The organism is Pseudomonas sp. P4_C1 (genome assembly GCF_056402155.1).
The window spans coordinates 1-15,694 of the sequence record NZ_JBFUHY010000011.1 but is presented as its reverse complement, the minus strand read 5'-3'; the positions used below and the strand labels follow the sequence as shown (position 1 = coordinate 15,694).

Here is a 15,694-nt window from a genome sequence, read left to right as displayed (position 1 = left end):
CCCATAAAAAATGCCCCGTATCGATTGATACGGGGCATTTCTGTTTCTGCTCAAAACCCGCTTGTGGCGGGCCGTGAAGCGACTTAAGCCAAGGCTTCGGCGCGCTTGCCCAGCAGGCGATCGCAAACCACTGCGACGACCAGCGTCATCACCGACGGCACCAGCCAGGCCAGGCCCTGCTCGCTCAGCGGCAGGTGGGCCATTTGCGTCGGCATCCAGTCCGCCAGGCCTGCACCCTTGAGGGCGTCGATCAGGCCGAAGATGAACGACACCAGCATGACCGGGCCGAGGATACGACCCTGCTCATGCCAGAAGTCCTTGCAGAAGCTCAACGCCACCAGAACGATGCACGGCGGGTAGATCGCGGTCAGTACCGGGATCGAGAACGCAATCAGCTTGGTCAGGCCCAGGTTGGACACCAGCAGGGAGAATGCAGCAAGGATGATGACCAGCGTCTTGTAGGACAGTGGCAGCACTTGGCTGAAGTACTCGGCGCAGGCACAGGTCAGGCCGACCGCGGTCACCAGGCACGCCAGTGAGATCAGCACGGCAAGGAAACCACTACCTAGCGATCCGAAGGTGTGCTGCACGTAAGCATGCAATACCGCCGCGCCATTGGTAGCGCCAGCGGCCACTTCATGGCTGCCCGAACCGAGACGGAACAGGCTGACGTAAACCAGCGCCAGACCCACACCGGCAATCAGGCCGGCAATGATCGCGTAACGGGTGATCAGTGCGGGCGACTCGACACCGCGGGAACGGATGGCGTTGACGATGACGATGCCGAACACCAGGGCGCCCAGGGTATCCATGGTCAGGTAACCATTGATGAAGCCTTGGGAAAACGGTGCAGCCACGTATTCAGGGGTTGCTTGACCAATGTCACCGGCCGGCAAGGCGAATGCTGCGATGCCGAGAACGGCCAGGGCGATAATCTTCAGCGGCGCGAGGAAGCGCCCTACCGTATCCAGCAAACGGCCCGGATACAACGAGATGAAGAACACCAGCAGAAAGTACACCGAGCTGTACAGGAACAACGCCAGCGGGCTCTCGCCGGTCAGCGGCGCCAGGCCCACTTCGAACGATACCGTGGCGGTACGTGGCGTCGCGAACAGTGGCCCTACGGCCAGATAGCAGGCAGCCGCCAACAGGCCGCCAGCCACTTTACCGATCGGGCTGCTCAATGCATCCATTGCCCCACCGACTTTGGCCAGCGCAACAACGGTGATCACCGGCAGACCGACCGCGGTGACCAGAAAGCCCAGCGCCGCCATCCAGACATTGGGCCCGGACTGCAAACCGACGATAGGCGGGAAGATGATGTTGCCAGCCCCGACGAACAGGGCAAACGTCATAAAACCAAGTGCCAGGATGTCCTGGCCTTTCAACACTTTCATTAAGGAAATACCACACTACTGAATCGGAATTTAGAGAGGGATTTCCCTATGGGTGAGGGAAATGCTGTCGGTCCGTATAAGACCAACCCTTTTAGCGCGTTGCCGCCTTGTGGGCCGCGGACGCAAAAATGGCGAGTAGCCTAACGAATTTGGACGAGAAACGCACTGTTAGAGGGCGAACATTCCGATCTACGACACTTCCATGTCGCGTTTCTGCATGTAAATGGGTGGGGCCTGTAAGTCCGTCATCGCGAGCAAGCTCGCTCCCACAATAGATCTCGAGTGTTCACAAATCCTGTGGGAGCGAGCTTGCTCGCGATGAGGCCCTGCCAAACAACACACAAATCCCGGAAACGACAAAGGCCACCCTAAGGTGGCCTTTGTTTGGTGAAGCGTCAGTCAAGCGCGAGGCTTACTTGACAGCCCAACCAGTCAGCTCGGCCAGGGCCTTGCCGATGTCTGCCAGCGAACGCACGGTTTTAACGCCTGCGTCTTGCAGAGCAGCGAATTTCTCGTCTGCAGTGCCTTTGCCGCCAGAGATGATTGCGCCAGCATGGCCCATGCGCTTGCCCGGAGGAGCAGTCACACCAGCGATGTAGGAAACAACCGGCTTGGTCACGTGTGCCTTGATGTAGGCAGCCGCTTCTTCTTCAGCCGAACCGCCGATCTCACCGATCATCACGATCGCTTCGGTCTTCGGGTCTTCCTGGAACAGCTTCAGGATGTCGATGAAGTTCGAACCCGGGATCGGGTCACCACCGATGCCGACGCAAGTCGACTGACCGAAACCGGCGTCAGTAGTCTGCTTCACAGCTTCGTAGGTCAGGGTGCCGGAACGGGAAACGATACCGACCTTGCCTGGCAAGTGAATGTGACCTGGCATGATGCCGATCTTGCACTCGCCTGGGGTGATCACGCCTGGGCAGTTAGGGCCGATCAGGGTAACACCCAGCTCGTCGCACTTAACTTTAGCGTCCAGCATGTCCAGGGTAGGAATGCCTTCGGTGATGCAGACGATCAGCTTGATGCCGCCGAAAGCCGCTTCCAGGATCGAGTCTTTGCAGAAAGGAGCCGGAACGTAGATCACGCTGGCGGTAGCGCCAGTGGCCGCTACTGCGTCTTTAACGGTGTTGAACACTGGCAGACCCAGGTGCTCGGTGCCGCCTTTGCCTGGAGTTACGCCACCGACCATCTTGGTGCCGTATTCGATGGCTTGCTGGGTGTGGAAACTACCTTGCGAACCGGTAATACCCTGGCAGATAACTTTGGTGTCTTTATTGATCAGGACGCTCATTATTTGCCCTCCGCAGCTTTGACAACTTGTTGAGCAGCGTCGGTCAGGCTGGTAGCAGCGATGATGTTCAAACCGCTTTCTGCCAGTACTTTAGCGCCCAGCTCAGCGTTGTTGCCTTCGAGGCGAACAACAACCGGGATTTTCACGCCGACTTCTTTCACAGCGCCGATGATGCCTTCGGCAATCATGTCGCAGCGAACGATGCCGCCGAAGATGTTGACCAGTACTGCAGCGACGTTGGTGTCGGACAGGATGATCTTGAACGCTTCAGTTACGCGTTCTTTGGTAGCGCCACCACCTACGTCGAGGAAGTTGGCTGGCTTGCCGCCATGCAGGTTGACGATGTCCATGGTACCCATGGCCAGGCCAGCACCGTTGACCATGCAACCGATGTTGCCTTCCAGCGCTACATAGTTCAGTTCGAACTTGGCAGCGTGCGCTTCGCGCGGATCGTCTTGCGACGGATCGTGGAAAGTCTTCAGCTTAGGCTGACGGTACATGGCGTTGGCATCGATGTTGATCTTGGCGTCCAGGCAGTGCAGATCGCCGTCAGCCTTGATCACCAGCGGGTTCACTTCCAGCAGGGCCAGGTCGTGATCCTTGAACAGCTTGGCCAGACCTACGAAGATCTTGGCGAACTGAGCAACCTGCTTGCCTTCCAGACCCAACTGGAATGCCAGTTCGCGACCCTGGAATGGCTGAGCGCCAACCAGTGGATCGATAGTGGCTTTCAGAATTTTTTCTGGAGTGTCGTGAGCGATTTTCTCGATGTCCACGCCACCTTCGGTGGAAGCCATGAACACGATACGACGGCTCGAACGGTCAACGACAGCGCCCAGGTACAGCTCTTTAGCGATATCAGTGCACGATTCAACCAGGATCTTGGTGACTGGCTGACCATTGGCGTCAGTCTGGTAAGTCACCAGACGCTTGCCCAGCCACTGCTGTGCGAATGCCTTGGCATCTTCTTTGCTGCGAACCAGCTTTACGCCGCCCGCTTTACCGCGACCACCGGCGTGGACCTGGGCTTTGACAACCCACTCGCTGCCGCCGATTTTGTCGCAAGCTTCTGCTGCTGCTTCCGGGGTGTCTACCGCGTAACCGGTGGAAACTGGCAGGCCGTACTCAGCGAACAGCTGCTTACCCTGATACTCGTGAAGATTCATGCTTATTACCGTCTTCGTTAGGTACTGCGCATTCGGTGCTGCACTCATTCAAGTGCCGCACCACCTGTGACTGCTGCTTGCATAGCCTTTCCGGATACCCGGTGCAGCTATGCAAGACTGCGTCCAGCGGATATTCCGCGGTGAGTCTTGCATGCAAGGCTCACGACGGGCCATTCCGCCGTGGTTTCTTATTGTCTTAACGCTTCTTGCGGTTGGCGATGTGGATGGCGCCGCCATTCACAGCCAAAGCAGCTTCGTGCAAGGCTTCGGACAGGGTCGGATGGGAGAAAACCATCATGCCCAGATCTTCAGCGCTGGTGCCGAATTCCATACCGATCGCGCCCTGCTGAACCAGTTCTGCAGCGCTTGGGCCAATCACGTGGACGCCCAGTACGCGGTCTGTCTTGGCATCTGCGATGACCTTGACGAAACCACCGGTGTCGTTGGCAGCCATGGCACGGCCAGAGGCTGCGAACGGGAAGGTGCCGACGTTAACTTCAACGCCTTCAGCTTTCAAGGCCTGCTCGGTTTTACCGACCCACGCGATTTCCGGGTGAGTATAAATAACCGAAGGGATCAAATCATAGTTCATCTGGGCCTTGTGGCCCTTGATGCGCTCGACAACCATGATGCCCTCTTCCGAGGCCTTGTGCGCCAGCATCATGCCGCGAACCACGTCGCCAATGGCGTAAACGCCCGGTACGGTGGTGGCGCAGTGATCGTCAACGTGCACGAAACCGCGCTCGTCCAGGGTCACGCCGCAGTCGGCAGCCAGCAGATCAGTGGTCACCGGACGGCGACCAACGGCTACGATCAGCTTGTCGAAAGTGATGTTCTGTTCGCCCTTGGCATCGGTGTAGTTCACCACGACTTCGTCGCCGTTCACTTTGGAACCGGTTACGCGAGCGCCCAGCTTGATGTCCAGACCTTGCTTGGTCAGGGTTTTCAGCGCTTCCTTGGAAACAGCGGTGTCCGCTGCCATCAGGAAGGTGTCCAGGGCTTCCAGGACAGTCACTTCTGCACCCAGACGCGACCAGACCGAACCCAGTTCCAGACCGATCACGCCAGCGCCGATCACGCCCAGACGCTTAGGCACGGATTGGAATTCCAGGGCGCCAGTCGAATCGACGATCACATTCTGGTCAACCGGAGCTGGCGGAATGTCGATCGGACGCGAACCTGGAGCCAGGATGACGTTTTCGGCTTCGATGATTTCTACCGAGCCGTCTGGCTTGGTGACTTCGACTTTCTTGCCGGCCAGCAGCTTGCCGTGACCCTCGATGGAGGTCACACCGTTGGCTTTGAACAGGGTCGCAACGCCGGAGGTCAGGCCTTTGACGATGTTGGCTTTACGGCCGACCATCGCTGGCACGTCCATGGTCACGCCAGCGTGATTGATACCGTGGATCGCGAAACCGTCCTGGGCCTCGTGGAATTTCCACGAGCTGTCCAGCAGGGCCTTGGATGGAATGCAGCCGACGTTCAGGCAAGTACCGCCCAGAGCCAGTTTGCCTTCCTTGTCGGTGTACTTCTCGATGCAGGCAGTGGAGAGGCCCAGTTGCGCTGCTTTAATGGCAGCCACGTAGCCGCCAGGGCCCGCGCCAATCACTACCACGTCGAATTTCTGAGTCATGTGTCATTCCTTCTCGAATCAAACCGGACGGCCCCTTTTGGGGACCGTCGTGGGACGAAGCTGGTCATTACAGAAGGGCCGTCCATCGCTGAGCGGCCCGTGCAACGAAATCAGATATCCAGCAGCAAACGAGCCGGGTCTTCCAGCAGGTTCTTGATGGTAACCAGGAAGGTCACAGCTTCTTTGCCGTCGATCAAACGGTGATCGTAGGACAGAGCGAGGTACATCATCGGACGGATAACGACTTGACCGTTGATCGCCATAGGGCGCTGCAGAATGTTGTGCATGCCCAGGATGGCTGCTTGTGGCGGGTTGACGATCGGGGTCGACATCATCGAACCGAAAGTACCACCGTTGGTGATGGTGAAAGTACCACCGGTCATTTCGTCCATCGACAGTTTGCCGTCGCGGGCTTTCTTGCCGAAGGTGGCGATGCCGCCTTCGATTTCAGCCAGGCTCATCAGTTCGGCGTTACGCAGAACCGGTACAACCAGGCCGCGATCACTGGAAACTGCAACGCCGACGTCAGCGTAGCCGTGGTAAACGATGTCGCCGCCGTCGATCGACGCGTTGACAGCCGGGAAGCGTTTCAGCGCTTCGGTGGCCGCTTTCACGAAGAACGACATGAAGCCCAGGCGCACGCCGTTGTGGGACTTCTCGAACAGATCCTTGTACTTCGAGCGCAGCGCCATGACTTCGGTCATGTCGACTTCGTTGAAAGTGGTCAGCATCGCCATGTTCGATTGAGCTTCAACCAGACGCTTGGCAACGGTGGCCCGCACGCGGGTCATCGGTACGCGCTTCTCGATGCGCTCGCCAGCAGCGAACACCGGAGCAGCAGCGGCAGGTGCAGCAGCCTTGGCAGGCGCGGCAGCCGGAGCGGCTTTCTTGGCAGCAACGGCTGCAACCACGTCTTCCTTGGTCACGCGACCGCCTTTGCCTGTGCCGGCAACGGAAGCGATGTTGATGCCGTTCTCTTCAGCCAGCTTGCGGGCAGCTGGAGCAGCAACAGGATCGTCTTCGCCTTCGGCGGCAGCTGGAGCAGCGGCAGCCGCTGGAGCAGCAGCGGCTGGAGCGGCGGCGCCACTGCCTTCGCCGATGGAGCCCAGTACTTCGTCGGACAGAACAGTGTCGCCTTCGTTCTTGATGATCGCGCCCAGCACGCCGTCAGCGGTGGCCAGGACTTCCAGCACGACCTTGTCGGTTTCGATGTCGACGATCAGCTCATCACGCTTGACGGCGTCGCCCGGTTTTTTGTGCCAGGTGGCAACGGTGCCATCGGCAACCGATTCCGGGAAAGTGGGGGCTTTGATCTCGATAGCCATTGTCTGTGGTTCCTTAAATTCGGTTTCAGGTGCGCGAAGGCGTTAAACAGTAAAGGCGTCTTGCAGCAGTTGTTCCTGCTGTTCGGCGTGCATCGATGCGTAACCGCATGCTGGTGCAGCAGAAGCCTCACGGCCCGCGTACTCGAGTACGAGAGACTTGTTGAGGTTGCTGATGCTGCGACGCATGTGGTGTTGGCTGCAGTACCACGCCCCCTGGTTCATCGGCTCTTCCTGACACCAGACGGCATGCTTGGCGTTGGTGTAAGGCGCCAGGACTTCTTTCAAGTCGTCCTCAGGGAACGGGTACAACTGCTCGATACGCACGACAGCGATGTCGTCACGACCTTCGGCACGGCGTTTTTCCAGCAGGTCGTAGTAGACCTTGCCGCTACACAGAACAACGCGCTCGACCTTTTTCGGGTCTTGGGCATCGATTTCCGGAATAACGGTCTGGAACGAACCTTCGGCCAGATCTTCCAGCGTCGAGATGGCCAGCTTGTGGCGCAGCAGCGACTTCGGAGTCAGGACTACCAATGGTTTGCGCAGCGGGCGAATCACCTGACGGCGCAGCAAATGGTAGATCTGAGCCGGCGTCGTCGGCATGCACACCTGAATGTTGTGCTCGGCGCACAGCTGCAGGTAACGCTCCAGACGAGCCGAGGAGTGCTCCGGCCCCTGACCTTCATAACCGTGCGGCAGCAGCATGGTCAGACCGCACAGGCGACCCCACTTGTGCTCGCCACTGGTGATGAACTGGTCGATAACCACCTGGGCACCGTTGGCGAAGTCGCCGAACTGGGCTTCCCAGAGAACCAGGGCATTCGGCGTGGTGGTCGAGTAACCATACTCGAACGCCAGCACCGCTTCTTCGGACAGGAACGAGTCGTACAGGTCGAAACGCGGCTGACCGTCGTACAGGTTCTGCAACGGGATGTAGGTACCCGCGTCTTTCTGGTTGTGCAACACGGCATGACGGTGCGAGAACGTACCGCGGCCGATGTCCTGGCCAGTCATGCGGATCGGGTGACCTTCGAAGGCCAGGGTCGCGTACGCCATGGTTTCGGCGTAACCCCAGTTGATCGGCAGGCCGCCGGCTTGCATCTTCTGACGATCTTCGTAGATCTTCGCTACCTGGCGCTGAACCACGAAGCCTTCCGGGATTTCCAGCAGCTTGGCGGACAGTTCCTGCAAGGTCTTGAGGTCGAAGCGAGTGTCGTGACGCGCGGTCCAGGTGTGACCCAGGTACGGACGCCAGTCCACGAACAGCTCTTTGTTCGGCTCTTTGACCAGGCTCTTCACGACGTGCAGGCCGTTGTCCAGCGCGTTGCGGTATTCGTCGACTTTCGCCTGAACACGCTCTGCGTCCAGCACACCACCCTGGGTCAGACGATCGGCATACAGCTCACGGGTGGTGCGCTGCTTGGTGATCTGCTGATACATGATCGGCTGGGTGCCGCTTGGCTCGTCGGCCTCGTTGTGGCCGCGACGACGGTAGCAGACCAGGTCGATCACCACGTCACGCTTGAACTGCATGCGGTAGTCGATGGCCAGCTGAGTCACGAACAATACGGCTTCCGGATCATCGCCATTCACATGGAGGATCGGCGCCTGGATCATTTTCGCAACGTCGGTCGCGTACTCGGTGGAGCGCGAGTCCAGCGGGTTGCTGATGGTGAAACCGACCTGGTTGTTGATCACGATGTGCACGGTACCGCCGGTTTTGAAACCGCGGGTCTGCGACATCTGGAAGGTTTCCATGACCACGCCCTGACCTGCGAATGCAGCGTCACCGTGGATGGAGATCGGCAGAACCTTCTCGCCTGTAGGATCGTTACGACGGTCCTGACGGGCGCGAACCGAACCCTCGACCACCGGGGAAACGATTTCCAGGTGGGACGGGTTGAACGCCATCGCCAAGTGAACTTCACCGCCAGTGGTCATCACGTTGGACGAGAAGCCCTGGTGGTATTTGACGTCACCGGAACCCAGCTCGACCTTCTTCTTGCCTTCGAACTCGTCGAACAGCTCGCGCGGGTTCTTGCCGAAGGTGTTGACCAGCACGTTCAGACGGCCACGGTGGGCCATGCCGATGACGATTTCCTTGGTGCCGTAGGAACCGGAACGCTGGATCAGCTCGTCGAGCATCGGAATCAGGCTCTCGCCGCCTTCCAGACCGAAACGCTTGGTACCCGGGTATTTGGTGCCCAGGTATTTTTCCAGGCCTTCGCCGGCGGTCACGCGCTCGAGCAGGTGGCTCTTGATGTCGGCGGAGTACGTCGGACGACCGCGCACGCTTTCCAGACGCTGCTGGAACCACTGACGCTGCTCGGAATCGGTGATATGCGTGAATTCAGCGCCGATGGTGCGGCAATATGTCTGCTGCAACGCTTCGTGAATTTCGCGTAGGCTCGCTTCCTCTTTGCCGATGAACAGGTCGCCGGCACGGAAGGTCGTATCAAGATCGGCATTGGTCAAGCCGTAATGATTGATCGACAGGTCTGCAGGTGCAGGACGCTGCCACAGTCCCAGCGGGTCAAGCTGGGCTGCCTGGTGGCCACGCATACGGTAGGCCTGGATCAATCGCAGCACTTCAACTTGCTTCTTCTCGTGCTCACTGCTCACGCTGCCGGCGGAAACCGGTTGGGCGCGGCGCTGGTTCTTTGCCAGCAAGACGAAATGATCGCGAATTGTGGAGTGCGAAACATCGGTGGCAGTGTTGCCGTCAGCAGGCAACTTCTGGAAGTAGGTGCGCCACTCTTCTGGCACAGCGTTAGGGTCGTGCAGGTAGAGCTCGTAGAGCTCTTCCACATAGGCAGCGTTACTACCGGATAGGTAGGCACTGTTCCACATGCGCTGCATCACGCTTTCTTGCATGCTTGGTCACCCTCGGTTAGGGGAACACCATCGGCGTCGACACCGAGCAAACTTGCAGAAGTCCGAATGCAGCGACCAAAACAAGCCACTAGGATCACACTGATAGTCCGGGTACCAGCCCGGATGCCCCTGCTTGTCTCATTTCTTCAAAATAAGAGCCGCAGCCTTTTAAGCTGCTGCTCAGGTTAAAACTACGGCGCCGGTTGAAGCCTGCGCCGTAGCATCTACGGGTATTGCGGTCCTACGGGTACAGCAGCTGAATCACACGCCGCTCGAGAGCAACATGTTACGGATGTGACCGATGGCCTTAGTCGGGTTCAGGCCTTTCGGACATACGTTGACGCAGTTCATGATCCCGCGGCAGCGGAATACGCTGAACGGGTCATCCAGCGAAGCCAGACGCTCGGACGTCTTGGTGTCACGGCTGTCTGCCAGGAAGCGGTACGCTTGCAGCAGAGCAGCTGGACCCAGGAACTTGTCCGGGTTCCACCAGAAGGACGGGCAAGAGGTCGAGCAGCAGGCGCACAGGATGCACTCGTACAGACCGTCGAGCTTCTCACGCTCTTCAGGGGACTGCAGACGCTCGATGGCCGGAGCCGGCGTGTCGTTCTGCAGGTATGGCTTAACCTTCTCGTATTGCTTGTAGAAGATGCTCATATCGACGACCAAGTCACGGATAACCGGCAAACCTGGCAGCGGACGAACGATCAACTTGTTACCTTTTACAACGGCAGACAGCGGCGTGATGCACGCCAGGCCGTTTTTGCCGTTGATGTTCATGCCGTCGGAACCGCAAACACCTTCACGGCAAGAGCGACGATAGGAGAAACCTTCGTCCTGCTCTTTGATCAGGGCCAGTACGTCCAGCACCATCAGGTCTTTACCACCGGTATCGACCTGGAATTCCTGCATGAACGGCGCGGCGTCCTGATCAGGGTTGTAACGATAAACGCTGACTTGCAACATGGCGGCCACCCTTAATAAGTCCGAATCTTAGGTTCAAAAGTCGGAACAGTCTTCGGCGAGAAGTTCACGGCACGCTTGGTCACGCGCTTGTCACCCGGGAAGTACAGGGTGTGGCACAGCCAGTTTTCGTCGTCACGGTCTTCGAAGTCTTCACGGGCGTGAGCACCACGGGACTCTTTACGTACTTCTGCAGCGATGGCAGTGGCTTCGGCCACTTCCAGCAGGTTCTGCAGTTCCAGAGCTTCGATACGCGCAGTGTTGAACGCCTGCGACTTATCGTTGATCTTCACGTTGGCGATGCGCTTGCGCAGATCAGCCAGCTGGGCAATACCCTTCTGCATGTATTCGCCGGTACGGAACACACCGAAGTAGTTCTGCATGCAGTTTTGCAGCTCGCGACGCAAGGTAGCCACGTCTTCGCCTTCGGTACGCTCGTTCAGAGCGGACAGGCGTGCCAGGGCCGCATTGATGTCGGCGTCGGTGGCGTCGTCGTATTCGATACCGTCGGTCAGCGCCTTTTCCAGGTGCAGGCCGGCAGCACGGCCGAATACCACCAGGTCGAGCAGCGAGTTGCCGCCCAGACGGTTGGCACCATGAACCGATACGCAAGCCACTTCGCCTACTGCGAACAGGCCCGGAATGATGGCATCAACGCCATCAGCGTCCTGAGTGATCGCCTGACCGTGAATGTTGGTGGCAACGCCGCCCATCATGTAGTGGCAGGTTGGAACAACCGGAACCGGAGCAACAACCGGGTCAACGTGCGCAAAAGTCTTCGACAGCTCGCAGATGCCTGGCAGACGGCTGTGCAGTACTTCCTCGCCCAGGTGGTCGAGCTTGAGCATCACGTGGTCGCCGTTCGGACCGCAACCGTTGCCGGCGATGATTTCCTTAACCATCGAACGGGCAACAACGTCACGACCGGCAAGGTCTTTGGCGTTCGGAGCATAACGCTCCATGAAACGCTCGCCGTGCTTGTTGATCAGGTAGCCACCTTCACCACGGCAACCTTCGGTAACCAGTACACCAGCGCCGGCGATGCCGGTCGGGTGGAACTGCCACATTTCGATGTCTTGCACCGGTACGCCGGCACGCAGCGCCATGCCAACGCCGTCACCGGTGTTGATCAGGGCGTTGGTGGTCGAAGCGTAGATACGACCTGCACCGCCGGTGGCCAGTACGGTGGCCTTGGCACGGATGTAGGTGGTTTCGCCGGTTTCGATGCAGATCGCGATCACGCCGACGAAAGCGCCATCCTGGTTTTTTACCAGGTCGACAGCGTAGTACTCGTTCAGGAACACGGTACCGGCTTTCAGGTTGCCCTGATAAAGGGTGTGCAGCAGTGCGTGACCGGTACGGTCGGAAGCAGCGCAAGTACGCGCAGCCTGGCCGCCTTTACCGTAGTCCTTGGACTGGCCACCGAACGGACGCTGATAGATACGGCCTTGCTCGGTACGCGAGAATGGCATGCCCATGTGGTCCAGCTCGTAAACGGCAGCCGGACCTTCCTGACACATATATTCGATAGCGTCCTGGTCACCGATGTAGTCGGAACCCTTGACGGTATCGTACATGTGCCAGCGCCAGTCATCGTTCGGGTCAGCAGACGCGATGGCGCAGGTGATGCCGCCTTGAGCGGATACAGTGTGCGAACGGGTCGGAAAAACCTTGGTGATCACGGCAGTCTTGTGACCGCCCTGTGCCAGTTGCAGCGCCGCGCGCATGCCGGCACCGCCACCACCAATAATGATGGCGTCGAAAGAAATCGTTGGAATGTTAGCCATGAATCAGATACCCCAGAGAATCTGCACACCCCAGACGAAGTAAGCGAACATCGCGACGCCGCATACTGCCTGGAAAAGGAAACGCACTGCAGTCGCGGACTTGCCCAGCGCCATCGGCGTCAGGTAGTCGGTCGCGATGGTCCACATGCCGACCCAGGCGTGAGCGCCCAGGGCCACCAGGGCCAGCAGACTGAAGATACGCATCCCGTTGTGGGCGAACAGGCCGTGCCATTGTTCATAGCCAATGCCCGGATTCACCGCGAGGTAGCCGATCAGGAAGATGAAATAAGCCGCGAGAACGACCGCAGACACACGTTGCGCCATCCAGTCATAAAGACCGGAACGCGAAAGGTTCGTAACGCTGGTTACCATATCCAAACTCCTGCCAGAACGATCAACACCACGGAAACGGCGATGATAATTTTCGAGCCCAGGCGGCCGCCTTCCAGCGTCTCACCGATGCCCATATCCATAATCAAGTGGCGCACACCGGCTACCAGGTGATAAAGAAGAGCGGACAGGAGGCCCCATGCTACGAACTTGGCCAGCGGGCTGGTCAAGGTTGCCTTCACGTCGGCAAAACCTTCCTCGGAACCCAGGGATTTGCCCAATGCATAAAGCATGAAGCCAAGGCCCAGGAAGAGGATGATGCCGGAAACACGGTGAAGAAACGACGTAACGCCGGTGATGGGGAGTTTGATGGTCCTTAGGTCTAGGTTTACAGGTCGTTGGCTTTTCACGGCTTTTTTTTCACACTGAAGAGCCCCTAACAATCAGGGCAAAGTTGTTGGGGAGTGCACTGGTCAGGTAACCACCACCCAGGGATGCGACCCCCAATAAAGCAGGCCCAAAAGCCCTTGGCGGTCGGTGGCCGAGTATAGACAGTTAGGCTACTAATGACAACGCAAACACCTAACCCAAACAGCTGATTGCGCAACTGACATAAAAGGCGTAAATGGCAGTCAATTTCGAGGAAAAAGTCCGGTTAAAGCCTTCTGGAGCAAGACTTTAGGCAAATTGACATTCGAATTTATCTCACTATAGTGGTGCGGGCCCTGCGTGGGGGGTCTGTCTGATGATTTCAAGCATAAATAGGAGGCCACATGGCTGACAAAAAAGCGCAGTTGATCATCGAGGGCGCAGCCCCCGTCGAGCTGCCCATTTTAACCGGCACCGTTGGTCCCGATGTTATCGATGTTCGGGGCCTGACGGTCACGGGCCGTTTCACCTTTGACCCGGGTTTCATGTCGACCGCCTCGTGTGAGTCGAAGATCACCTATATTGATGGCGACAACGGCATTCTGCTGCACCGCGGCTACCCGATCGAACAGTTGGCCGAGAAGTCGGACTATCTGGAGACCTGCTACCTGCTGCTCAACGGCGAACTGCCGACCGCAGAACAGAAGGCCCAGTTCGTCAGCACCGTGAAGAACCACACCATGGTCCACGAGCAGCTGAAGACCTTCTTCAACGGCTTCCGTCGCGACGCCCACCCGATGGCCGTCATGTGCGGCGTAGTCGGTGCCCTCTCGGCCTTCTACCACGACTCCCTGGACATCAAGAACCCGCAGCATCGCGAAATCTCCGCGATCCGCCTGGTTGCCAAGATGCCGACCCTGGCAGCGATGGTTTACAAGTACTCCATGGGCCAACCCATGATGTACCCGCGCAACGACCTGTCGTACGCGGAAAACTTCCTGCACATGATGTTCAACACCCCGTGCGAGATCAAACCGATCAGCCCGGTACTCGCCAAGGCCATGGACCGGATCTTCATCCTCCACGCCGACCACGAGCAGAACGCGTCGACTTCCACCGTGCGCCTGGCCGGTTCTTCGGGTGCCAACCCGTTCGCCTGTATCGCCGCCGGTATCGCTGCACTGTGGGGCCCTGCCCACGGCGGTGCAAACGAAGCCGTACTGACCATGCTCGATGAAATCGGCGATGTTTCCAACATCGACAAGTTCATCGCCAAGGCCAAGGACAAGAACGATCCGTTCAAACTGATGGGCTTCGGTCACCGCGTTTACAAAAACCGCGACCCGCGCGCCACCGTCATGAAGCAGACCTGCGACGAAGTGTTGAAGGAACTGGGCATCCAGAACGATCCGCAGCTCGAACTGGCCATGCGCCTGGAAGAGATCGCCCTGACCGACCCGTACTTCATCGAGCGCTCGCTGTACCCGAACGTCGACTTCTACTCGGGGATCATCCTCAAGGCGATCGGCATTCCAACCAGCATGTTCACCGTGATCTTCGCCCTGGCGCGGACCGTCGGCTGGATCTCCCACTGGAAGGAAATGCTCTCCAGCCCGTACAAGATTGGCCGTCCGCGCCAGTTGTACACCGGCTACGAGTCGCGTGACATCACCAAGCTGGAAGACCGCAAGTAAGACCTGTCTTGCTGTAGCGTGTTGAGTTGTACCGGGAACGGCCTCTGCTTTTTATATAAAGAGCAGGAGGCCGTTTTTGTTTGTGCGGTTTTTTGATGGTGTACATATCCGTTTTTGCGGTAACGGCCTCTTATGGTTCCGCTCTTACAGCGGGTCACTTTGGAAAAGCCCCAAAGTAACCAAAGGGCTCTTGCCCCTGACGTTCGGTGCCTCGCTGTGGCTCGGCATGCCCTCGCTCCGGTCCTGCTCCGTGGGCCCGCCGCCATCGGCCATCCATGGCCGGCGGCGGCTAACCCGGCATCCATGCCGGGTTGCCCACTGCGCAGAACCTCCACTCGGCCTCACGAGGGGGCGTACACCGCAAAAGCGCCCGAGGCGGCCTACCGGCCGGCCTGGTTGTTGGTTGGGTTTGCTGCAAAATTTCGGGCAGCTGGCAGGCTGCCATCGCAAGCAAGCTTGCTTCCACAGTATTTGCGTCGAACACAAATTATTCGAACGGCACCAAACCTGTGGGAGCGAGCTTGCTCGCGATGAGGCCAGTACATCCGACATCGATGTTGACTGGCAGGCCGCCATCGCGAGCAAGTCGGATCGCCGCACCGTCGCTCCCACAGAAGGGCAAAGGCAGAGCGGCGTACACAGACGTTTCTCACCACTCATCAGGCCGAGCGTTAGCTCGCCTGCAGCTTTTGATCTTGATCCACCCGCCCCCTCGGCAGGCTGAGCGGAGGTGTTTATCCGGGGTTTGGCGCGCAGCGCCGTTCGACGCAGTCGAACTCATTGCATGTAGGTCGAAGCGAAGCCGACCGGAGGGCAATGCCCCCGGATGAATACCGGAGCGAAGGAACGCCGAGCCTAAGCG

Annotated in this window: 11 protein-coding genes; 1 reads left to right on the top strand and 10 read right to left on the bottom strand. The window is 58.5% G+C overall.

Features of this window, described 5'->3' with window-relative positions:
* Nucleotides 1–83 precede the first annotated feature (83 nt).
* From brnQ to sdhC, 10 genes are all read right to left on the bottom strand, one after another.
* Entirely contained in the window at nucleotides 84–1,397 is a 1,314-nt protein-coding gene (gene brnQ, locus AC1DU9_RS09745) for a branched-chain amino acid transport system II carrier protein (RefSeq protein ID WP_223463335.1), read from the bottom strand.
* Nucleotides 1,398–1,809: 412 nt separating this feature from the next.
* Nucleotides 1,810–2,691: a succinate--CoA ligase subunit alpha gene (gene sucD / locus AC1DU9_RS09740; protein WP_003223019.1), complete on the bottom strand. Its 882-nt coding sequence runs from the start codon at nucleotides 2,689–2,691 to the stop codon at nucleotides 1,810–1,812.
* The gene (gene sucC, locus AC1DU9_RS09735) at nucleotides 2,691–3,857 is read right to left on the bottom strand and encodes an ADP-forming succinate--CoA ligase subunit beta (RefSeq protein WP_007919879.1); all 1,167 of its coding nucleotides are present in this window, start codon (nucleotides 3,855–3,857) and stop codon (nucleotides 2,691–2,693) included. Before sucC ends, sucD begins: the two co-directional genes overlap by 1 nt.
* 196 nt (nucleotides 3,858–4,053) lie before the next feature.
* Nucleotides 4,054–5,490 (bottom strand): dihydrolipoyl dehydrogenase, encoded by a 1,437-nt coding sequence (lpdA, locus tag AC1DU9_RS09730; protein ID WP_223463336.1) that lies wholly within the window; start codon nucleotides 5,488–5,490, stop codon nucleotides 4,054–4,056.
* Nucleotides 5,491–5,600: 110 nt separating this feature from the next.
* Nucleotides 5,601–6,815, bottom strand: a complete 1,215-nt coding sequence (gene odhB, locus AC1DU9_RS09725; RefSeq protein WP_223463337.1) for a 2-oxoglutarate dehydrogenase complex dihydrolipoyllysine-residue succinyltransferase — start codon at nucleotides 6,813–6,815, stop codon at nucleotides 5,601–5,603.
* Nucleotides 6,816–6,857: 42 nt separating this feature from the next.
* On the bottom strand, nucleotides 6,858–9,689 hold the full coding sequence (locus AC1DU9_RS09720; protein WP_223463338.1) for a 2-oxoglutarate dehydrogenase E1 component: 2,832 nt from the start codon (nucleotides 9,687–9,689) through the stop codon (nucleotides 6,858–6,860).
* 261 nt (nucleotides 9,690–9,950) lie between these two features.
* On the bottom strand, nucleotides 9,951–10,655 hold the full coding sequence (locus AC1DU9_RS09715; RefSeq protein ID WP_003223007.1) for a succinate dehydrogenase iron-sulfur subunit: 705 nt from the start codon (nucleotides 10,653–10,655) through the stop codon (nucleotides 9,951–9,953).
* 11 nt (nucleotides 10,656–10,666) lie between these two features.
* On the bottom strand, nucleotides 10,667–12,439 hold the full coding sequence (sdhA, locus tag AC1DU9_RS09710) for a succinate dehydrogenase flavoprotein subunit (protein WP_223463339.1): 1,773 nt from the start codon (nucleotides 12,437–12,439) through the stop codon (nucleotides 10,667–10,669).
* A 3-nt stretch (nucleotides 12,440–12,442) separates the two neighbouring features.
* Nucleotides 12,443–12,811 (bottom strand): succinate dehydrogenase, hydrophobic membrane anchor protein, encoded by a 369-nt coding sequence (gene sdhD / locus AC1DU9_RS09705; protein WP_095139417.1) that lies wholly within the window; start codon nucleotides 12,809–12,811, stop codon nucleotides 12,443–12,445.
* Nucleotides 12,805–13,179 carry a succinate dehydrogenase, cytochrome b556 subunit gene (sdhC, locus tag AC1DU9_RS09700; protein WP_033052382.1) on the bottom strand — a complete coding sequence of 125 codons (375 nt, stop codon included), beginning with the start codon at nucleotides 13,177–13,179 and terminating at the stop codon, nucleotides 12,805–12,807. Before sdhC ends, sdhD begins: the two co-directional genes overlap by 7 nt.
* 363 nt (nucleotides 13,180–13,542) lie before the next feature.
* Here sdhC and gltA point away from each other — a divergent pair, with 363 nt between their 5' ends.
* On the top strand, nucleotides 13,543–14,832 hold the full coding sequence (gltA, locus tag AC1DU9_RS09695; protein ID WP_223463340.1) for a citrate synthase: 1,290 nt from the start codon (nucleotides 13,543–13,545) through the stop codon (nucleotides 14,830–14,832).
* Nucleotides 14,833–15,694: the final 862 nt, after the last annotated feature.